Annotated in this window: 16 protein-coding genes and 1 pseudogene; 15 read left to right on the top strand and 2 right to left on the bottom strand. The window is 70.4% G+C overall.

Annotated features, from left to right (window positions below; genetic code table 11):
* The first annotated feature begins 98 nt into the window (after positions 1–98).
* Positions 99–647, top strand: a complete 549-nt coding sequence (locus F1734_RS19270) for a hypothetical protein (protein ID WP_010591922.1) — start codon at positions 99–101, stop codon at positions 645–647.
* An 8-nt stretch (positions 648–655) separates the two neighbouring features.
* On the opposite strand, the pseudogene F1734_RS19265 reads toward F1734_RS19270, so the two are convergent.
* Positions 656–1,083, bottom strand: a pseudogene (locus F1734_RS19265) (protein-tyrosine phosphatase family protein).
* A gap of 215 nt (positions 1,084–1,298) precedes the next feature.
* On the opposite strand from F1734_RS19265, the gene F1734_RS19260 reads away from it, so the two are divergent.
* From F1734_RS19260 to F1734_RS19235, 6 genes are all read left to right on the top strand, one after another.
* On the top strand, positions 1,299–2,666 hold the full coding sequence (locus F1734_RS19260; RefSeq protein WP_371851035.1) for an MFS transporter: 1,368 nt from the start codon (positions 1,299–1,301) through the stop codon (positions 2,664–2,666).
* Between the two features lie 166 nt (positions 2,667–2,832).
* Positions 2,833–4,491, top strand: a complete 1,659-nt coding sequence (locus tag F1734_RS19255) for an AMP-binding protein (protein ID WP_040272215.1) — start codon at positions 2,833–2,835, stop codon at positions 4,489–4,491.
* Positions 4,488–6,134 (top strand): sigma-54-dependent Fis family transcriptional regulator, encoded by a 1,647-nt coding sequence (locus F1734_RS19250; RefSeq protein ID WP_010591918.1) that lies wholly within the window; start codon positions 4,488–4,490, stop codon positions 6,132–6,134. The genes F1734_RS19255 and F1734_RS19250 overlap by 4 nt, the downstream gene beginning before the upstream one ends.
* Positions 6,135–6,255: 121 nt before the next feature.
* Positions 6,256–7,755: an aldehyde dehydrogenase family protein gene (locus F1734_RS19245; protein ID WP_040272217.1), complete on the top strand. Its 1,500-nt coding sequence runs from the start codon at positions 6,256–6,258 to the stop codon at positions 7,753–7,755.
* Positions 7,756–7,780: 25 nt separating this feature from the next.
* A complete protein-coding gene (locus tag F1734_RS19240) occupies positions 7,781–8,893 on the top strand; it encodes an NDMA-dependent alcohol dehydrogenase (protein WP_040272221.1) in 1,113 nt (370 codons plus the stop codon).
* Positions 8,894–9,048: 155 nt separating this feature from the next.
* On the top strand, positions 9,049–9,315 hold the full coding sequence (locus tag F1734_RS19235; protein ID WP_010591915.1) for a GlsB/YeaQ/YmgE family stress response membrane protein: 267 nt from the start codon (positions 9,049–9,051) through the stop codon (positions 9,313–9,315).
* Positions 9,316–9,388: 73 nt separating this feature from the next.
* Here F1734_RS19235 and F1734_RS19230 read toward each other — a convergent pair whose 3' ends face one another.
* Positions 9,389–10,027 carry an SACE_7040 family transcriptional regulator gene (locus F1734_RS19230; protein ID WP_010591914.1) on the bottom strand — a complete coding sequence of 213 codons (639 nt, stop codon included), beginning with the start codon at positions 10,025–10,027 and terminating at the stop codon, positions 9,389–9,391.
* Between the two features lie 114 nt (positions 10,028–10,141).
* Between F1734_RS19230 and F1734_RS19225 the strand changes: the two genes are divergently transcribed.
* From F1734_RS19225 to F1734_RS19190, 8 genes are all read left to right on the top strand, one after another.
* Positions 10,142–11,749, top strand: coding sequence for a carboxyl transferase domain-containing protein (locus F1734_RS19225; protein WP_010591913.1), 1,608 nt, complete (start codon positions 10,142–10,144; stop codon positions 11,747–11,749).
* Between the two features lie 11 nt (positions 11,750–11,760).
* Complete coding sequence (locus tag F1734_RS19220; protein ID WP_010591912.1) at positions 11,761–13,782, top strand: acetyl/propionyl/methylcrotonyl-CoA carboxylase subunit alpha; 2,022 nt, start codon at positions 11,761–11,763, stop codon at positions 13,780–13,782.
* A gap of 10 nt (positions 13,783–13,792) precedes the next feature.
* Positions 13,793–14,953: an acyl-CoA dehydrogenase family protein gene (locus tag F1734_RS19215; RefSeq protein WP_010591911.1), complete on the top strand. Its 1,161-nt coding sequence runs from the start codon at positions 13,793–13,795 to the stop codon at positions 14,951–14,953.
* Entirely contained in the window at positions 14,950–15,435 is a 486-nt protein-coding gene (locus tag F1734_RS19210; protein WP_040272224.1) for a MaoC family dehydratase, read from the top strand. The genes F1734_RS19215 and F1734_RS19210 overlap by 4 nt, the downstream gene beginning before the upstream one ends.
* On the top strand, positions 15,432–16,268 hold the full coding sequence (locus tag F1734_RS19205) for an HpcH/HpaI aldolase/citrate lyase family protein (RefSeq protein WP_203010931.1): 837 nt from the start codon (positions 15,432–15,434) through the stop codon (positions 16,266–16,268). Before F1734_RS19210 ends, F1734_RS19205 begins: the two co-directional genes overlap by 4 nt.
* Positions 16,269–16,412: 144 nt before the next feature.
* Positions 16,413–17,270, top strand: coding sequence for an HpcH/HpaI aldolase/citrate lyase family protein (locus F1734_RS19200; RefSeq protein WP_274382433.1), 858 nt, complete (start codon positions 16,413–16,415; stop codon positions 17,268–17,270).
* The gene (locus F1734_RS19195; protein WP_203010929.1) at positions 17,267–19,228 is read left to right on the top strand and encodes an acetoacetate--CoA ligase; all 1,962 of its coding nucleotides are present in this window, start codon (positions 17,267–17,269) and stop codon (positions 19,226–19,228) included. Before F1734_RS19200 ends, F1734_RS19195 begins: the two co-directional genes overlap by 4 nt.
* 77 nt (positions 19,229–19,305) lie before the next feature.
* Positions 19,306–19,653, top strand: a complete 348-nt coding sequence (locus F1734_RS19190) for a hypothetical protein (RefSeq protein ID WP_017682323.1) — start codon at positions 19,306–19,308, stop codon at positions 19,651–19,653.
* Positions 19,654–19,935: the final 282 nt, after the last annotated feature.

Genomic DNA, 19,935 nt, shown 5'->3' with positions numbered 1-19,935 from the left:
GTGGCCGGTTGACATTGCCGCCGCATCCGCCAAATCATGTACTCCGCCCGACCGGGTGACACGTACGGCCCGCGACCGGGCGACGAGGAGAGGACACGATGGCTTTCGCTGGCAATGTCGACGAGCTGGCTCTGCTGCAGACGGTGCGGCTGAAGCAGACCGTCACCGCGGAGGTGATCGCGGCGCATCTCGGGGTGTCCGTCGCGTCCGGCCGGGCGGCGTTCGACGCACTCGTCGCCCAGGGCAAGGCGAAGGAGAGCGGCGACGGTATCTCCCTGACCGACGCGGGTGCTGCGGAGCTGACCGATCAGCTCGACGCGGAGCGCGTCTCGATCGACGAGGATTCCCTCGCGGAGCTGTTCGAACAGTTCGGGCCGCTCGACGACGAGCTCACCGCGCTGCTCGCCGACCCGGAATCCGCCAACTTCCTCGACGAACTGATCGAGCTGGATCGCAAGGCGCAGAATCTCTTCGACGACGTGTCGGCCTTCGTTCCGCGCCTGTCGCGGTACCAGGACCTGTTCGCCGAGGCGCTCGGGAAGATCAAGTCCGGCGCGCTGGCATGGGCCACGGCACCGAACATCGACTCGTACGCGACCGTGTGGCGCGAGATGCGCGCCGAACTCGCCGGCGCCGCCGGTCGCTGACGCGCCGGTCACCGGAACGCGGCGACGAAGCGCCGTTGCCCGGGCGTGTCCACCGCTCGGCGCGAATAGTGCTCGCGCACATAGGCAACCGCGTCGGCGGGCGGCACGCCGTCGAGGATCGCCAGGCAGGCCGGCGCGGTGCCCGTGCGGCCGTGTCCCCCGCCGCAGGCGACTTCGACGCGTTCGGCCACACACCGCTCCCATGCCTCGTGCAGTATCCGGCGCGCGGCCCGGGGATCGGCTGGGAGCCGGAAGTCGGGCCAGCGGATCCATCGGGCCTGCCACGGGACCGTCGGCGGTTTCCGGCCCGAGCGGTAGATCCCGAGTGTGGGGTGCGGGCCGGTCGGCAGGGGCCGGCGGACGCCCCGGCCCCGGACGGTCCGGCCCGACGGGAGGGCCAGAACCCCCGGGTGCCCGGTTCCCAGGTCGTCGTCATGGACGGAGCGTAGGCGGCGCGGGCGCGGCCGGTCCGCCCCGGTGGCCGCGCCGGGATGCCCGACGCGCTCCGGTCATTCGTTCGCCGAACTACGTGATACGGCTCACAGCCACCCCCCTTTCGGGGGTAGTGGGGGAGTGAGGCGGATCACTACCTTTCCTTCCATCCCGCGGCGCAGGTCCGCCGCGGCTCGGACGGAAATACGGAGGACAGACGTGACCACAGTGTCGACACCGGGGGCCGAACCCCCCGTGGTACCGGCGGGGCACAAGCCCGCCGCGCCGACCGCTCCTGCCCCGGGCGGCCCCGGCATCCGACGCGTCGCCATCGCCAGCTGCATCGGCACCACCATCGAGTTCTACGACTTCTTCATCTACGGAACCGCCGCAGCCCTGGTCTTCCCGACGGTGTTCTTCCCGGCGCTCGGCGCCACCGCCGGCACGGTCGCCTCGTTCGCGACCTTCGCCGTCGCCTTCATCGCGCGCCCGGTCGGCGCCATGCTGTTCGGGCACTTCGGCGACCGCATCGGCCGCAAGAAGACCCTCGTCTCCACCCTGCTGCTGATGGGCATCTCGACCCTGCTCATCGGGTTGCTTCCGGGCGCCGAGACGATCGGCGTCGCCGCCCCGATCATCCTCGTGCTGCTGCGCTTCGCCCAGGGCTTCGCCGTCGGCGGTGAATGGGCCGGCGCGACGCTGCTCACCGCCGAGTACGCGCCACCGGGCAAACGCGGCCTGTATGCGATGTTCCCCCAGCTGGGCCCGGCCATCGCCTTCGCCCTGTCGAGCGGCACCTTCCTGTTCACCGGCCTGGCCCTCGGCGACACCAACGAGGCCTTCCTCGACTACGGTTGGCGAATCCCGTTCCTGCTCAGCATCGTTCTCGTGGCCGTCGGTCTGTACATGCGCCTCGCCATCCAGGAGACCCCGGTGTTCCGGGCCGAGAGCGAAGCCCGCGCCGCCGCCCCGGCCGAGAAGCGCACCCTGCCGTTCCTCGACGCCCTGCGCTACCAGACCAAGGAGATCCTCCTCTCGGCCGGCGCCCTGGCGATCATGTTCGCCTTCTTCTACATGGGCACCGCGTACCTGACCAGCTACGCGACCAAGACCCTCGGCTTCTCCCGGCCGTTCGTCCTGACCGTCGGCATCGTCTCGTCGCTCGTGTTCGGCGCCGCGATCGTGCTCTCCGCGCTCTACTCCGACCGGGTCGGACGCCGTCGCGTCATCATGATCTCGTGCGGCTTCTCCGTCGTGTGGGCGCTGGCGCTGTTCCCGCTGCTCGACACCGGATCGCCGGTCGCGTTCGTCGTCGGCATGATGGTCACCCTGGCCATCTTCGGCATCGCCTACGGCCCGTGCGGCGCACTGCTGCCGGAGATGTTCCACACCCGGTACCGGTACACCGGCGCCGGACTCGGCTACAACCTCGCCGGCGTCCTCGGCGGTGCGATCCCGCCCATGCTGGCCGCGCCCCTGGCCGCGTCCTACGGCGGCATCGCCATCGGCGTCATGCTCTCCGTGCTCGGCGTCCTGAGCTTCGTGTGCACGAAGGCCCTCGTCGAGACCCGGGACCGAGCGCTCTGATCCCGCCGGCGCCCTCCCCGACACCCCGGGGAGGGCGCCTCGTGCTGTCACCACCCCCTCAACTGTCCAGAATCCGAACACCTGCGGCCCCGGATCGGCGAGCATGGTGGACGAGTCCTCGAGACCCCGTCGCTCGTCCCGGGCCGCGCACACTGCAGGAGCACCAATGACCGGTTTCACCACACCCGAACTGCCCAGCTACACCTCGGGGGCGTGGAACACCCCGCTGCTCGGGGACACGATCGGCGACAACTTCGACCGCACCGTCGCCCGGCACGGTGAGCGGGACGCGCTCGTCGACCGCGCCGCCGGCCGGCGCTGGACCTACACCGAGCTCGCCGGCGAGGTCGACGCTCTCGCGTTCGGGCTGCTGCGGGCCGGCATCGGCAAGGGCGACCGGGTGGGCATCTGGGCGCCCAACTGCGCCGAGTGGGTGTTCGTCCAGTACGCCACCGCGAAGATCGGCGCGATCCTGGTCAACATCAACCCGGCCTACCGCTCGCACGAACTGCAGTACGTGCTCACCCAGGCCGGAATCCGCATGCTGGTCGCGGCCCCGAGGTTCAAGACGTCCGACTACGCGGCGATGATCGACGAGGTGCGGGGCAACTGCCCGGATCTCGAACAGGTGGTGCTGCTCGGCTCTCCCGACTGGGACGAGCTCGGCGAGTCCGGCCGCGCCGCACTCGCCGACGACCGCACCCGGCTCGACGCCGCGCAGCGCGACCTGTCGGCCGACGATCCGATCAACATCCAGTACACGTCCGGCACGACCGGATTCCCCAAGGGCGCCACCCTCAGCCACCACAACATCCTCAACAACGGGTTCTTCGTGGGCGAGCTGTGCCACTACACCGAGCAGGACAAGGTGTGCATCCCGGTGCCCTTCTACCACTGCTTCGGCATGGTGATGGGCAATCTGGCCTGCACCAGCCACGGTGCGACGATGGTGATCCCGGGACCGGCCTTCGACCCGGCCCAGACGCTGGCCGCCGTCGCCGAGGAGCGCTGCACCTCCCTCTACGGTGTGCCGACGATGTTCATCGCCGAACTCGCCGACCCCGGCTTCGACGGCTTCGACCTGTCGAGCCTGCGCACCGGCATCATGGCGGGCTCGCCGTGCCCGGTCGAGGTGATGAAGCAGGTCATCGAACGGATGGGCATGGCCGAGGTCTCCATCTGCTACGGCATGACCGAGACCTCCCCGGTGTCGCTGCAGACCCGCAGCGACGACACCATCGACCAGCGGGTGTCCACCGTCGGCCGCGTCGGCCCGCACCTCGAGGTCAAGATCGTCGATCCGGCCACGGGCCTGACCGTCCCGCGCGGCGAGCCGGGCGAACTGTGCACCCGCGGCTACTCGGTGATGCTCGGCTACTGGAACCAGCCCGACAAGACCGCCGACGCCATCGACGCCGCCCGGTGGATGCACACCGGCGACATCGGCGTCATGGACGCCGACGGGTACGTCTCGGTCACCGGCCGCATCAAGGACATGGTCATCCGTGGCGGCGAGAACATCTACCCGCGGGAGATCGAGGAGTTCCTCTACACCCACCCGGACATCCTCGACGCCCAGGTCGTCGGGGTGCCCGACCAGAAGTACGGGGAGGAGCTCATGGTGTGGATCCGGATGCGAGAGGGTGCGGCACCGCTCGACGCGCAGTCGCTGCGCGAGTACTGCACGGGCAAGCTCGCGCACTACAAGATCCCCCGCTACGTGCACGTCGTCGACGAGTTCCCGATGACGGTCACCGGCAAGATCCGCAAGGTCGAGATGCGTGAGATCTCGACGGCCCTGCTCGGGGAGGCCGGACAGGGGTGAACGGTCTGCGGCCGGAGATCGCGCTGTCCTGGAAGCGCTCACAGCTGAGCGGGATAGACCCGGGACGGCTTCCCGAACCGACCCTGCTGGGCCCCTCGGACGCGGCCGGGCGGCTGCTCGACGCCGCCCGGCCGGTACTCGACGAGCTGCGCACCCAGCTCGCCGGCACGGGCTGCTGCATCCTCCTCGTGGACCGCGACTGCCGGATCGTGGCCCGGTTGTTCGACTCGGCACCCATGCAACGGGCCATGGAGGAGATCGGCGTGGTCCCCGGCGCCGCCCTGAGCGAGGACACCTACGGCACCAATGCACTCGGCACCCCGTTCGAGGTGCGGCAGAGCCTCGTGGTGCACGGCGAAGAGCACTACCTCGAGTCCCTCAAGGACTTCAGCTGCTACGGGCATCCCCTCGTGCATCCGGTCACCCGTCGCATCGAAGGCATCCTCGACATCACCGCCGCCGGCAAGACCGCCAATCCGCTGTTCGCGCCGTTCCTCGCCCGGGCGGCCCGCGACATCGAGGCACGGCTGCTCGAGGGCGCCCGCGAGTCCGACCGGCGGGTCGTCGACGCGTTCCAGCGGGCCGCGCAGCAGCGCGGCGTCGCGGTCGCGGCCATGGGCGAGGACATCATGCTCACCAACAAGGCCGCCGTCGAACTGCTCCTGCCCGCCGATCACGCTGCCCTGCGCGCGATCGCGGTCGATCTGCCGGCGGGGGAGTCCCGCACCATGGACTTCGCGCTGTCCGCCGGCGGCAGCACCCGATTGCGGATCGACCGCATCCCGGGCATCGGCAGCGGTGCGTTGTTCCTGCTCGACGCCTCCGGGGCACGCGAACCCGTGCCCCGGAGCGACGTCGCGCAGGATGCGACGACGCGGCTACGGCGGCGGCTCGGGCGGCTGCGCGACGGTGCCGGTGGCGTGGCGATCGTCGGCGAGCCCGGCAGTGGGCGAACCTGGGCGGCAAGGGAACTCGTCCGTGAGGCGGGCACGTTCCTGGATGCCGCCCGGATCGTCGGTGAGGGTGAACGCGAATGGTCGGCCCGGTTGCTCACGGTCGCGGCCGCCGCGACGGACCGCGGCTTCGTGGTCGTCGAACACGTGCACCTGGCGCCGGACCCGGTGCCGGCGCTGCTCTCGTCGATGCTCTCCGACCCGGCCGCACCGCGGCTCGTGCTCACGGCCGACCCCGTCGACGGCATCCGGCCGCCGGTGCGGGAGCTGTTGGCACGCTGCCCCGGTCAGGTCCGGGTCCCGGCCCTGCGGCAACGGATCCGGGAACTCGGTGACCTGGCCGCCGCGCTCGCGCAGGAACTCGGCCGACCGGATCTGCGCCTGGGCCCGAGTGCCCTGACGGCCTTGTCGGAACGTTCGTGGCCCGGCAACCTCGCCGAACTGCGGGCGGTGCTCGCCGCCGTCCCGGTGCGGGAGTCCCCGCTGCCGGTGCGACGGGAGGATCTGCCGGTCGACTACCGGGCGACGAGCCGGGTCTCCCGCCTGGGAGGGCGCGAGCGCGCCGAGCGGGAGGCCATCATCGAGGCGCTGCGTGAGAGCGGCGGCAACAAGGTGCACGCCGCGGCGCAGCTCGGTATCAGCCGCACCACGCTCTACAGCCGGATCCGCGCGCTCGGCATCGCGGGCTGACCGTACCCGCGCGGGTCTCGTCGCTCGTATGCGCATGTGCGCACTGTCCAATCCTTGAACAGTTCCCACAGCCCTGCCCGAAGCAGTATGACCCGTGTCACACTACTTCAGGAGGTTGGGCATGACAGCTGTTGCCGAGCACATCGTCGCTCCGCGGATCCGAGAGTTCCTCTCCGGGACCAGACAGCTCTACATCGGCGGCGAATGGCTCGACGCCGCCTCGGGCCGCGTCTTCGCGACCTACGATCCCGCGACCGGGGACAAGCTCACCGACGTCGCCCACGGCGGCGCCGAGGACGTCGACCGGGCCGTGCGGGCCGCCCGCAAGGCATTCGACGAGGGCCCGTGGCCGACGATGAAGGCCGCCGAGCGGGAGCGCATGATCTGGCGGGTCGGTGATCTGCTCACCGAGCGCGCCGAGGAGTTCGGCCAGCTCGAGGCGCTCGACAACGGCAAGTCCGCCGTGATCGCCGCGGCCGTGGACACGGCGTGGTCGGCGGACATCTTCCGCTATTACGCCGGGTGGGCCACCAAGATCGAGGGCAGCACGGTGAACGTCACGATGCCGTTCGTGCCCGGCGGCGAGTTCCACGCCTACACGCTGCGCGAACCGGTGGGCGTGTGCGGGCTCATCGTGCCCTGGAACTTCCCGCTGCTGATGGCCGCGTTCAAGCTCGCGCCCGCCCTCGCCGCCGGCAATACCGTCATTCTCAAGCCCGCGGAGCAGACGCCGCTCACCGCGCTGCTGCTCGCCGAGATCTTCGAAGAGGCCGGGTTCCCGCCCGGGGTGGTGAACATCGTGCCCGGCTTCGGCGACGCCGGCGCCGCCCTCGCCGCGCACGACGACGTCGACAAGATCGCCTTCACCGGGTCCACCGAGGTGGGCAAGAAGGTCGTCGACGCCGCCAAGGGAAACCTGAAGAAGGTCTCGCTCGAACTCGGCGGCAAGAGCCCGAACATCGTCTTCGCCGACGCCGACTTCGATGCGGCCGTGCAGGGTTCTCTCGATGCGTGGCTGTTCAACCACGGCCAGTGCTGCGTGGCCGGCACCCGGTTGTTCGTCGAGCGTCCCATCTTCGAGAGGTTCACCGAGGCCGTCGCCGAGGCGGCGAGCAAGGTGAAGATCGGACCCGGTCTCGACCCGGCCACCCAGCTCGGCCCGCTGGTCTCCCAGGAGCAGCTGGATCGGGTCACCGGGTACCTGCGCGAGGGTCTGATCGACGGGGCGCGCGCCCTCACCGGTGGAAAGCGCTGGGGCGACAAGGGCTTCTTCGTCGAACCGACCGTGCTGGTGGACGTGCAGCCCGACTTCAGCGTGGTGCGCGAGGAGATCTTCGGTCCGGTCGTCGCCGCCATGCCGTTCGACGCCGACGACGGCATCTCCGCCGCCGCCAACGACTCGATCTACGGACTGGCCGCGGGCATCTGGACGCGAGACCTGTCGAAGGCGCACCGCACCGCGCGGCGGCTCAAGGCCGGTTCGGTGTGGATCAACCAGTACAACGGCTTCGACACCGCCATGCCGTTCGGTGGGTTCAAGCAGTCCGGATGGGGACGTGAGCTCGGTGCGGGAGCGCTGGACCTCTACACCCAGACCAAAGCCGTGAACATCGCCCTCTGACCCGACACACCCGAGGAGAACAACGATGAAGACCAAAGCTGCAGTCCTGCTCGAGACCGGCAAGCCGTTCGAGATCATGGAACTCGACCTCGACGGCCCGGGCCCCGGTGAGGTGCTGATCAAGTACACCGCGGCGGGGCTGTGCCACTCGGACCTGCACCTGACCGACGGGGACCTGCCCCCGCGCTTCCCGATCGTCGGCGGCCACGAGGGCTCCGGCATCATCGAGGAGGTCGGCCCCGGCGTCACCAAGGTCAAGCCCGGGGACCACGTCGTGTGCAGCTTCATCCCGAACTGCGGGACCTGCCGGTACTGCTCGACGGGCCGGCAGAACCTGTGCGACATGGGGGCCACCATCCTCGAGGGCTGCATGCCGGACGGCTCGTTCCGGTTCCACTCCGGCAGCACCGACTTCGGCGCGATGTGCATGCTCGGCACGTTCGCCGAGCGCGCCACCATCTCGCAGCACTCGGTGGTCAAGGTCGACGACTGGCTCCCGCTCGAGACCGCCGTGCTCGTCGGCTGCGGTGTGCCGTCCGGCTGGGGCACCGCGGTGTACGCCGGGGACGTCCGCGCCGGCGACATCGTCGTGATCTACGGCATCGGCGGTCTCGGCATCAACGCCGTCCAGGGTGCCGTGCACGCGGGCGCCAAGTACGTCGTGGTCGTCGACCCGGTGGAGTTCAAGCGCGACACCGCCCTGAAGTTCGGTGCCACGCACGCCTTCGCCACTGCCGCCGAGGCGGCCGAGAAGGTCAACGAGCTGAGCTGGGGCCAGGGCGCCGACGCTGCCCTGATCCTCGTCGGCACCGTCGACGAGGAGGTCGTCTCGGCGGCCACCTCGATCGTCGGCAAGGGCGGCACCGTCGTCATCACCGGCCTGGCCAACCCGGAGAAGCTCACGGTGCACGTGTCCGGAACGGAACTGACCCTGTTCCAGAAGACCATCAAGGGCTCGCTGTTCGGCTCGGCCAACCCGCAGTACGACATCGTGCGGCTGCTGCGCCTGTACGACGCGGGCCAGCTGAAGCTCGACGAGCTGGTCACCCATCGCTACAGCCTGGAGGAGGTCAACCAGGGCTACCAGGACCTGCGCGACGGCAAGAACATCCGCGGGGTCATCCTCCACGACGCCTGATCGCGGGATGCGCCCCGGCGGCCGGCCGGGGCGCATCTGCGGGCCCGCGCAACATTTTGCAGAAGATTTACCGGAATTCTCCCGAAGCGCGCATATTCCGCGCACTCTGTGGCATACCGTCCCCACGGTTCGATGTTCCGAGAGAGGAGCCCGTGATGGGAGAGATCATCGGCACGATCATCTTCGGTGCGGTCATCGGTGTGCTCGCACGGCTGGTGATTCCCGGAAAGCAGGCGATGGGGTGGCTCATCACCATCGTCATCGGCATCGTCGGCGCCCTGATCGGCTACTGGATCTGGGGCATGATCAGCGATCAGGGTGATACGCCCGGCATCGACTGGTGGCGCTGGATCATCAGTATCGCCGTCGCCGCGGTGCTGACCCTGGCCTACACCTCGATGACGAGGGACAAGGTCCGGTAGCAGCAGTGCAGTGCCGGTAACGGCAGCACGATGGGAGCCCCGTCCGGTGATCCGGGCGGGGCTCCGTGCCTGTTCAGGCGTCGGATTCGGGGTCCCCGGCCCGCTCGGCGCCCAGTGCGGCCAGGGTCATGTGGCGCAACACCGCCCGGGTCGCGGCGGGGGAGGACCGGTCGGCGCTGTGCGGGGTCGAGTTGATGAGCCCGAAGGCGGCATGCGCCATGGTCCGTGCGTCGGACTCTCCCAGGGTGGGGTCGAGGCGGCGCAGGGCGCCCACCCACAGTTCGACGTAGCGCCGCTGGGTCTGGCGCACCTCCCGGCGGGCGTCCGCCGGGAGGGATTGCAGCTCCCGGTCCTGCACCCGGATCAGGTCCGGTTCCCCGAGCGCGAAGTCGAGGTGGAAGTCCACCAGGCGGTCGAGCGTGCGCCGGGGATCGTCGGTGTGGTCGACCACGTCGGTGCCGCCGGCCAGCAGGCGACGGCTGATGTCGACCAGCAGCTCGACGAGCAGCGCGTCCTTGTTGGGGAAGTGCCGGTAGACGGCGGGGCCGCTGATGCCCACCGCTGCCCCGAGGTCCTCGAGTCGTACGCCGTTGAACCCGCGCTCGGCGACGAGGCGCGCGGCGGCCTGGAGCAGCTGCCGTCGCCGGTCGGCCTTGGCCCGGCCGCGTGCGGTGAGCAGCTGTTCGTCGGTGTCCGGCTTCAGCTCGGTCATCGGCCGCACCGTTCCTTCCTGACGGGGTCTGGACAACTCAGTTAATCACAGCTAACCTCATTTTCAGTTATCGAGTATTAACTCAGGCGCCCACCCCAAGGCGAGGACTGTACTGTGACAACCCCCCTGACAACCGCTGCGCGGACCTACCGCGAGCAGCACGTCCAGCTGGTCACCGAGCTGCGCGACAAGCTCGCGACCGCCGCTCTCGGCGGCAGCGAGAAGGCCCGGGAACGGCACGTCGCCCGCGGGAAGCTGCTGCCCCGCGAGCGCGTCGACGCCCTGCTCGATCCCGGCAGCGCATTCCTCGAGATCGCGCCGCTGGCCGCGAACGGCATGTACGACGACGAGTGCCCCGGTGCCGGGATGATCGCCGGCATCGGACGGGTGTCCGGCCGCGAATGCGTCATCGTCGCCAACGACGCCACCGTCAAGGGCGGCACCTACTACCCGGTGACGGTGAAGAAGCATCTGCGGGCCCAGGAGATCGCGCTGCAGAACCAGCTGCCGTGCCTGTACCTGGTCGACTCCGGCGGGGCGTTCCTGCCGCGGCAGGACGAGGTGTTCCCCGACCGCGAGCACTTCGGCCGCATCTTCTACAACCAGGCCACCATGAGCGCCAAGGGCATCCCGCAGATCGCCGCGGTCCTCGGCTCGTGCACCGCGGGCGGCGCCTACGTGCCCGCGATGAGCGACGAGGCCGTCATCGTCCGCAACCAGGGCACCATCTTCCTCGGCGGTCCGCCGCTGGTGAAGGCCGCCACCGGCGAGGTCGTCACCGCGGAGGAACTCGGCGGCGGCGACCTGCACTCGAAGGTCTCCGGCGTCACCGACCACCTCGCCGAGGACGACCGCGACGCCCTGAACAAGGTGCGCGCCATCGTCGCCACGTTCGGGCCCCGCACCCCCCGGCCGTGGGACGTCGCGCCGACCTTCGCGCCCGCCGCGGATCCGGCCGAGCTCTACGACGTGGTGCCCACCGACCCGCGCACCCCCTACGACGTGCACGAGGTCATCGAGCGCCTCGTCGACGGCGACCCGACCGGACCCGGTTCGAGCTTCTCCGAATTCAAGGCCGAGTACGGCAAGACCCTGGTCACCGGGTTCGCCCGCATCCACGGCCACCCGGTCGGCATCATCGCCAACAACGGCGTGCTGTTCGGCGAATCCGCCCAGAAGGGCGCCCACTTCATCGAGCTGTGCGACAAGCGCTCGATCCCGCTGCTGTTCCTGCAGAACATCTCCGGCTTCATGGTCGGCCGGGACTACGAGGCCGGCGGCATCGCCAAGCACGGCGCCAAGATGGTCACCGCGGTCGCGTGCGCGCGTGTCCCCAAACTGACCGTCGTCGTCGGCGGCTCCTACGGCGCCGGCAACTACTCGATGTGCGGGCGGGCGTACTCGCCCCGGTTCCTGTGGATGTGGCCCAACGCGCGCATCTCGGTGATGGGCGGCGAGCAGGCCGCCTCCGTGCTGGCGACGGTGCGTTCGGACCAGCTCGACGCGTCCGGCACGCCCTGGACCGCCGAGCAGGAGGAGGCGTTCAAGGCCCCGATCCGCGAACAGTACGAGCACCAGGGCAACCCCTACTACTCGACCGCGCGGCTGTGGGACGACGGCATCATCGATCCCGCCGACACGCGGGAAGTTCTCGGCCTGGCCCTGTCGGCGTGTGCGAACGCGCCCCTCGAGCCGGTTTCCTACGGCGTCTTCCGGATGTGAGGCAGTTGAACATGTTCGATACCACCGGCCCAGCCGGGATGTTCCATACCGTTCTGGTCGCCAACCGCGGGGAGATCGCGGTGCGGGTGATCCGCACGCTGCGGCAGATGGGGATCCGCTCCGTCGCCGTGTACAGCGACGCCGACGCAGGCGCCCGGCACGTGCGGGAGGCCGACACCGCGGTGCGCCTCGGCCCCGCCGCCGCCCGGGAGAGCTACCTCGACATCGCCAAGGTGATCGATGCCGCGCGGCGCACCGGCGCACAGGCGATCCACCCCGGTTACGGCTTCCTGTCCGAGAACTCGGGATTCGCCCAGGCCTGCGCCGACGCCGGGATCGTGTTCCTCGGCCCGCCCGCCAAGGCCATCGAGGTCATGGGCGACAAGATCACCGCCAAGAACGCCGTCGCCGCGTTCGACGTCCCCGTCGTGCCGGGCATCTCCCGGCCCGGCCTGACCGACGACGAACTGATCGCGGCGGCGGGCGACATCGGATACCCGGTGCTGATCAAGCCGTCCGCCGGCGGCGGCGGCAAGGGCATGCGCCTGGTCACCGAATCCGGGCAGCTCGCCGAGGCGCTCGCCTCGGCGCGACGCGAGGCCGCCTCCGCGTTCGGCGACGACACCCTCTTCCTGGAGCGCTTCGTGCAGCGCCCGCGGCACATCGAGGTACAGATCCTCGCCGACACCCACGGCAACGTCGTCCATCTCGGCGAGCGTGAGTGCAGCCTGCAGCGCCGCCACCAGAAGGTGATCGAGGAGGCCCCGTCGCCGCTGCTCGACGAGGCCACCCGCGCCCGGATCGGCGAAGCGGCGTGCAACACCGCCCGCAGCGTCGACTACACCGGCGCCGGCACGGTCGAGTTCATCGTCTCCGCGGACGCGCCGGACGAGTTCTTCTTCATGGAGATGAACACCCGCCTCCAGGTCGAGCACCCCGTCACCGAGATGGTCACCGGACTGGACCTGGTGGAGTGGCAGGTGCGCGTCGCCGCGGGTGAGGCGCTCGGTTTCGCGCAGGACGAGATCACCCTGACCGGGCATGCGATCGAGGCCCGCGTCTACGCCGAAGACCCCGCCCGCGGGTTCCTGCCCACCGGCGGCACCGTGGTCGACGTCGTCGAGCCGGAAGGGTCCGGCGTACGCGTCGACTCCGGTCTCGAGGTGGGCACGGTCGTCGGCAGTGATTACGACCCGATGCTGTCGAAGGTGATCGCGCACGGACCCGACCGGGCCGCCGCGCTGCGCCGTCTCGACCGGGCCCTGGCCGACACCGCGGTCCTCGGGGTGGTCACCAACATCGACTTCGCCCGCTTCCTGCTCGCCGACCCCGACGTGCAGGCCGGGAACCTCGACACCGGACTGCTCGACCGCCGCCTCGGCGACTACGCCGCCCCGGACACCCCCGATGCGGTGCTCGTCGCCGCGGCCGCGCACCGGTGGCTGCGACGCTGGCCCGCCGCGTCGAGCCACGCCCCCGTCGATCCGTGGGACCGGCCCACCGGCTGGCGCGTCGGCGGATCCGCGCCGACCACCGTGCGGCTGCACACCCCCACCCGCACCGACCACGTGCACCTGAACGGCACCCCGGGGGCCGCCACCGCGCGGATCGAGGACGGCCCGGAGCGCGTGCTCACCGCTCGATTCGAAGGGGACCGCCTCGCGGTCACGCTCGACGGGGTGCGCTCGGAGTTCCGCGTCGCCGAGGGCGACGGGCAGCTGTGGCTCGCCGGCGACGGCGGCACCTGGCCGGTGCGTGAGGCGCGCGAGGCGAGCATCCGCGGCGCCGACGCCCACGCCGGTGAGGCCGAGCTGACCAGCCCGATGCCCGGCACCGTCATCGCCGTGCCCGTCGAGGCGGGGGCCGCCGTCACCGCCGGCACGACCGTCGTCGTCGTCGAGGCGATGAAGATGGAGCACGCCCTGACCACGCCGGTCGACGGCACCGTCGAACTTCTCGTCGCCCCCGGGGACCAGGTCAAGGTCGACCAGCTCCTCGCCCGCGTCGTTCCCACCGACACCACCGAAAGCTAGGACACAGCAGATGACCGACTACCTCTCCACCGGACAGCTTCCCGACGACTACCGGGACCTGAAGGACACCGTCGCCGACTTCGCGCGGAGCGTCGTCGCGCCCGTCGCCGCCGAGCACGACGCCAACCACACCTTTCCGTACGAGGTCGTCAAGGGCATGGCCGATCTCGGCCTGTTCGGGTTGCCGTTCCCCGAGGAGTACGGCGGACAGGGCGGCGACTACTTCGCGCTGTGCCTCGCCCTCGAGGAACTCGGCAAGGTCGACCAGTCCGTGGCCATCACCCTCGAGGCCGGCGTCTCGCTCGGCGCCATGCCGATCTACCGCTTCGGCACCGAGGAGCAGAAGCGCAAGTGGCTGCCGCAGCTCGCGGCCGGCCGGGCCCTGGGCGCGTTCGGGCTGACCGAGCCCGGCGCGGGCAGCGACGCCGGCGGCACCAAGACCACCGCCAAACTCGACGGTGATCAGTGGATCATCAACGGCAGCAAGCAGTTCATCACCAACTCCGGCACCGACATCACCGAGATCGTCACCGTCACCGCCGTCACCGGCGAGCGGGACGGCAAGAAGGAGATCTCCACGATCGTCGTGCCCACCGACACCCCGGGCTTCGTGGCCGAGCCCGCCTACAACAAGGTCGGCTGGAACGCCTCGGACACCCACCCGCTGAGCTTCACCGATGTGCGGGTCCCGGCGGAGAACCTGCTCGGGGAGCGGGGCCGTGGCTACGCGAACTTCCTGCGCATCCTCGACGAGGGCCGCATCGCGATCGCCGCCCTGTCCACCGGTGCCGCACAGGGCTGCGTCGACGAGTCGGTCAAGTACGCGAAGGAGCGCGAGGCCTTCGGCCGTCCCATCGGCCGGAACCAGGCGATCGCCTTCAAGATCGCCCGGATGGAGGCACGGGCCCACGCCGCCCGCGCCGCCTACTACGACGCCGCGGCCCTCATGCTGGCCGGCAAGCCGTTCAAGAAGCAGGCTGCCATCGCCAAGCTGGTCGCGTCGGAGGCGGCGATGGACAACGCGCGCGATGCGACGCAGATCCACGGCGGCTACGGCTTCATGAACGAGTACGCCGTCGCGCGGCACTACCGGGACAGCAAGATCCTCGAGATCGGCGAGGGCACGACCGAGGTCCAGCTCATGCTGGTGGCGCGGGAGCTCGGCCTGTGAGCACCCGGGTCACCCAGCGCGGACTGTGGTTCGAGGAGTTCGAGGTCGGCACCGTCTACGAGCACCGCCCCGGCCGCACCGTCACCGAGGCCGACAACGTCGCGTTCACCACGATGACGATGAACACGCAGGCGCTGCACCTCGACGCCGCCTACAGCGAGGGCACCGAATTCGGTGAGCGCCTGGTGAATTCGATGTTCACCCTGTCCACTCTCGTCGGGTTGTCGGTGGCGCAGCTGACGCAGGGCACGATCGTCGCCAACCTCGGGTTCTCGGAGATCAAGTTCCCCGCGCCGGTCCGCCACGGCGACACCCTCTACGCCGAGACACTGGTCACCGACAAGCGTGCGTCCAAGTCCCGTCCCGGGCAGGGGATCGTCACGCTCGAGCACACGGCGCGCAACCAGCGCGGCGACGTCGTCGCGGTCGCGGTGCGCCAGACGCTGGTCCAGTGCCGGCCGGCCGGGGAGGAGCAGGCATGAGGTCCGTGCCCGCCGTCGGCGGCCCGGCGTGGTTGTTCTGTCCGGCGGATCGGCCGGAGCGGTTCGGTAAGGCGGCTGCGACGGCGGACGTGGTGATCCTCGATCTCGAGGACGGGGTGGCGCCGGGGGACAAGGACTATGCCCGCAAGTGCCTGCAGGACACCGCGCTCGATCCCGCTCGCACGGTGGTGCGGGTGAACCCGGCCGGCACCGACGAGCACGACGCCGATCTGAAGGCGCTGGCGGTCACGAGCTACACCCGGGTGATGCTGGCGAAGTGCGAGTCGGCGCAGCAGGTGACGTCGTTGGCGCCGCGGGAGGTGGTGGCGTTGATCGAGTCGCCGTTGGGGGCGTTGAAGGTCGACGAGATCGCGCTGGCCGCGGGCACGGTGGGGTTGATGTGGGGGGCGGAGGATCTCGTGGTGGGGCTGGGTGGGCAGTCCTCGCGCCGGGCCGACGGGACGTATCGGGACGTGGCGCGGCACGTGCGGTCGCAGGCGTTGCTGGCGGCGAAGGCATACGGGCGGTTCGCCCTGGATTCGGTGTTTCTCGACATCCGGGATCACGACGGGTTGCGGGCGGAGGCGCTCGATGCGGTGGCGGTGGGGTTCGATGCGAAGGTGGCGATCCATCCGGGTCAGGTGGGGGTGATCCGGTCGGCGTATGCGCCCAGTGAGCAGGATGTGGCGTGGGCGCGGCGGGTGCTGGCGGCGGTGCCGGAGGAGCGGGGGGTGTTCCAGTTCGAGGGCCGGATGGTCGATGCGCCGGTGCTGCGGCACGCCGAGCAGATCCTGCACCGCGCCGAGGAGTCCGCCGCGGCCGCCGACCGCTGACCGCGTCCGCGGCACCGACAGATCCGCCCGCCGCCCAGTCGTACACACCTGACATTTCCCGCGCGTACGACTATCCGGCGCGCGGATCCTGGGCAAATGCCCTGACAGGGGGCCCTGCGGACAGCATCATCGAAGAGATCACCGATGGAGGAGGTCTCTATGTACGGCGTCGGCGGCCCGGCGTGGTTGTTCTGTCCGGCCGATCGGCCGGAGCGGTTCGGTAAGGCGGCTGCGACGGCGGACGTGGTGATCCTCGATCTCGAGGACGGGGTGGCGCCGGGGGACAAGGACTATGCCCGCAAGTGCCTGCAGGACACCGCGCTCGATCCCACTCGCACGGTGGTGCGGGTGAACCCGGCCGGCACCGACGAGCACGACGCCGATCTGAAGGCGCTGGCGGTCACGAACTACACCCGGGTGATGCTGGCGAAGTGCGAGTCGGCGCAGCAGGTGACGTCGTTGGCGCCGCGGGAGGTGGTGGCGTTGATCGAGTCGCCGTTGGGGGCGTTGAAGGTCGACGAGATCGCGCTGGCCGCGGGCACGGTGGGGTTGATGTGGGGGGCGGAGGATCTCGTGGTGGGGCTGGGTGGGCAGTCCTCGCGCCGGGCCGACGGGACGTATCGGGACGTGGCGCGGCACGTGCGGTCGCAGGCGTTGCTGGCGGCGAAGGCGTACGGGCGGTTCGCCCTGGATTCGGTGTTCCTGGACATCCGGGATCACGACGGGTTGCGGGCGGAGGCGCTCGATGCGGTGGCGGTGGGGTTCGATGCGAAGGTGGCGATCCATCCGGGTCAGGTGGGGGTGATCCGGTCGGCGTATGCGCCGAGCGAGCAGGATGTGGCGTGGGCGCGGCGGGTGCTGGCGGCGGTGCCGGAGGAGCGGGGGGTGTTCCAGTTCGAGGGCCGGATGGTCGATGCGCCGGTGCTGCGGCACGCCGAGCAGATCCTGCACCGCGCCGTCGAGGCCCGCTCGGGTGATCACCGAGGGAGCGCGACGGCATGACCGACACGCAGATCCCGCCCCAGTGGACCCCCACCGAACAGGACGTCGCGAGCGCCCGCCTCACCGCCTTCGCCCGATGGGTCGAACGGCGCCACGGCGTCTCCCTCCCCGACTACCACGCCCTGTGGCGGTGGTCCGTCGACAATCTCGGACCGTTCTGGCAGGACGTGTGGGACTGGTTCGACGTACGGTCGCGCACCGACCCGGGACCCGCGCTGGACGACGCCACGATGCCCGGGGCCGTCTGGTTCCCGGGGGCGCGCCTGAACTATGCGGAGCACGCCCTGCGGCACGCGCGCGACGACCGCCCCGCGATCGTGCACGTCGGTGAGGACGGGAAACGCACCGAGCTGAGCTGGGCCGAACTCGCCAGGCAGACGGCCGCGCTGGCCGCCACCCTGCGCGAGCACGGCGTCGGTGTCGGCGACCGCGTCGTCGGCTACCTGCCGAACATTCCCGAGGCCGTGGTCGCGCTGCTCGCCACCGCAAGCATCGGCGCCGTGTGGGCGGCCTGCGGTCAGGACTACTCGGCGCCCGCGGCCCTGGACCGGCTCGGGCAACTCGACCCCACCGCCCTGATCACCGCCGACGGTTACCGGTTCGCCGGCCGCACCCACCCCCGCGCCGAGGCGGTCGCCCGGTTGCGGGAGCAGCTGCCCTCGCTGGCGCTGACCGTCGTGGTGCCCCGGCTCGCAGACCCGCATCAGGACCTCGAAGGTGCGCTCACCTGGGAGGCGGCCACCGTCGGGGAACACCCGCTGAGCCCCGAGCCGGTGCCGTTCGACCATCCGCTGTGGGTCGTGTTCTCGTCCGGGACCACCGGTCTGCCGAAGGGCATCGTGCACGGGCACGGCGGTGTCCTGCTCGAGCATCTGAAGGCGGTGTCGCTGCACACGGACCTCGGATCCGACGACACCTTCTTCTGGTACACGAGCCCGAGCTGGATGATGTGGAACTTCCAGGCGGCCGGGCTGCTCGTCGGGGCGACGATCGTCTGCTACGACGGCAGCCCGTCGCACCCGCGGGTCGACCGGTTGTGGGAGATCGCCGCACAGGAACGGGTCACCGTCCTGGGCACCAGCCCGGGGTACGTGCTGGCCTGCATCAAGGCGGGCGTCGTGCCCCGGCGGGACCACGACCTGTCCGCGCTGCGCGCGATCGGCGTCACCGGGTCGACGCTGCCGGCGCCGTCGTCGCGGTGGCTGGCCGACAACGTCGGCGAGCACGTGCCCGTCATGTCCATCACCGGCGGCACGGATGTCGTCTCCGCGTTCGTCGGCGCCGTGCGCACCGTGCCGGTGTGGCCGGGTGAGCTGTCGGTGCCGTATCTCGGCGTCGCGCTCGATGCGTTCGACAAGCAGGGCCGCCCGGTCCGCGGCGACGTGGGGGAACTCGTGGTGACCGCCCCGATGCCGTCGATGCCGGTCCGCTTCTGGAACGACCCGGACGGGCACCGCTACCGCGAGGCGTACTTCTCGGTCTATCCCGGGGTGTGGCGGCACGGCGACTGGATCACGATCACCGGGCGCGGGACGGTCGTGATGCACGGACGTTCCGACTCGACGCTCAACCGGCACGGTGTCCGGATGGGCAGCGCCGACATCTACCAGGCCGTCGAGAAGCTCCCCGAGGTCCTCGAAGCGCTCGTCATCGGAGCCGAGCAGCCCGACGGCGGCTACTGGATGCCGCTGTTCGTGGTGCTCGCCGACGGCGTCACCCTCGACGACGCGCTGCGCGAGAAGATCCGCACCGTGATCCGCGAACAGGCCTCACCGCGACATGTGCCCGACGACATCGTCGCCGCACCCGGTGTCCCGCACACCCGCACCGGCAAGAAGCTCGAGGTGCCGATCAAGCGGCTGTTCCAGGGGGCCGACGCGGCCCGCACCGTCGACCGCAGCGCGGTCGACGCACCGGAGTTGCTCGACTGGTATGCGCAGCAGCGGCAGGCGCGGTGACCCGCGCCACCGCCGCCCGGGAGCGATGAGGATCACCTGACTGGACATTTGTCCTGTTCGGGTGGTCCGATGGCCGCATGACGCTCGCCATCGACATCTTCCTCATCCTGCACTTCATCGGCCTCGCCGGCATCATCGGCTCCTGGCTCGCCGTGATCAAGGAACCGCGCGTGGTGGCCGGCATGCTGCACGGCGCGATCCTGCAGGTGGTGACCGGACTCGCGCTGGTCGGGCTCAACGAGGCGGACGGCGCCGACCTGAACCACATGAAGATCGGTGTCAAGCTCGTCGTCGCCGTCGTCATCCTCGTACTCGCGATCGTCGGTCTGAAGAAGGAGCGGCAGAACCCGGGCTCGACCGCAGCCCTGGCACACGCGGCCGGTGCGCTCGGTGTCCTCAACGTCGTCATCGCCGTGCTCTGGTGACCGCTCCGACACCGCGGCGGCAAAGATGAAGCCGACCTTACCGACCCTGTAGATTGGTCCGGTGCGCAAGTCAGGCGGCCGGAAGGCGACCGGCGAGTAACCTGCTCGGGCAGCTCCGCGCCGACAGGCGGGGTGATCGTTGTCCCGGCGGGTCTCGCGGCGTTCGCGCCGTTGTCCGCCGTGTAACGCTCCTCCCCTGAACAGCAGATATACCTGAGCACGGTGCTCGCCCGGGTCACCGGGCGCGACGGTCGGGCCTGCGTCCGACGGTGAGAGAGAGGT

This window comes from Rhodococcus ruber, assembly GCF_016804345.1.
GTDB lineage: Bacteria > Actinomycetota > Actinomycetes > Mycobacteriales > Mycobacteriaceae > Rhodococcus > Rhodococcus ruber.
The sequence above is the reverse complement of the archived record's forward strand: the minus strand, read 5'-3'. Positions and strand labels throughout refer to the sequence as shown.

What these genes read in the sequence shown, in the direction of transcription:
- F1734_RS19205 (WP_203010931.1), top strand. Translation starts at nt 15,432, where the DNA reads ATGAGGTCCGTGCCCGCCGTCGGCGGCCCGGCGTGGTTGTTCTGTCCG.
- F1734_RS19190 (WP_017682323.1), top strand. Translation starts at nt 19,306, where the DNA reads ATGACGCTCGCCATCGACATCTTCCTCATCCTGCACTTCATCGGCCTC.
- F1734_RS19230 (WP_010591914.1), bottom strand. Translation starts at nt 10,027, where the DNA reads ATGACCGAGCTGAAGCCGGACACCGACGAACAGCTGCTCACCGCACGC.
- F1734_RS19215 (WP_010591911.1), top strand. Translation starts at nt 13,793, where the DNA reads ATGACCGACTACCTCTCCACCGGACAGCTTCCCGACGACTACCGGGAC.
- F1734_RS19220 (WP_010591912.1), top strand. Translation starts at nt 11,761, where the DNA reads ATGTTCGATACCACCGGCCCAGCCGGGATGTTCCATACCGTTCTGGTC.
- F1734_RS19200 (WP_274382433.1), top strand. Translation starts at nt 16,413, where the DNA reads ATGGAGGAGGTCTCTATGTACGGCGTCGGCGGCCCGGCGTGGTTGTTC.
- F1734_RS19240 (WP_040272221.1), top strand. Translation starts at nt 7,781, where the DNA reads ATGAAGACCAAAGCTGCAGTCCTGCTCGAGACCGGCAAGCCGTTCGAG.
- F1734_RS19235 (WP_010591915.1), top strand. Translation starts at nt 9,049, where the DNA reads ATGGGAGAGATCATCGGCACGATCATCTTCGGTGCGGTCATCGGTGTG.
- F1734_RS19195 (WP_203010929.1), top strand. Translation starts at nt 17,267, where the DNA reads ATGACCGACACGCAGATCCCGCCCCAGTGGACCCCCACCGAACAGGAC.
- F1734_RS19270 (WP_010591922.1), top strand. Translation starts at nt 99, where the DNA reads ATGGCTTTCGCTGGCAATGTCGACGAGCTGGCTCTGCTGCAGACGGTG.
- F1734_RS19245 (WP_040272217.1), top strand. Translation starts at nt 6,256, where the DNA reads ATGACAGCTGTTGCCGAGCACATCGTCGCTCCGCGGATCCGAGAGTTC.
- F1734_RS19255 (WP_040272215.1), top strand. Translation starts at nt 2,833, where the DNA reads ATGACCGGTTTCACCACACCCGAACTGCCCAGCTACACCTCGGGGGCG.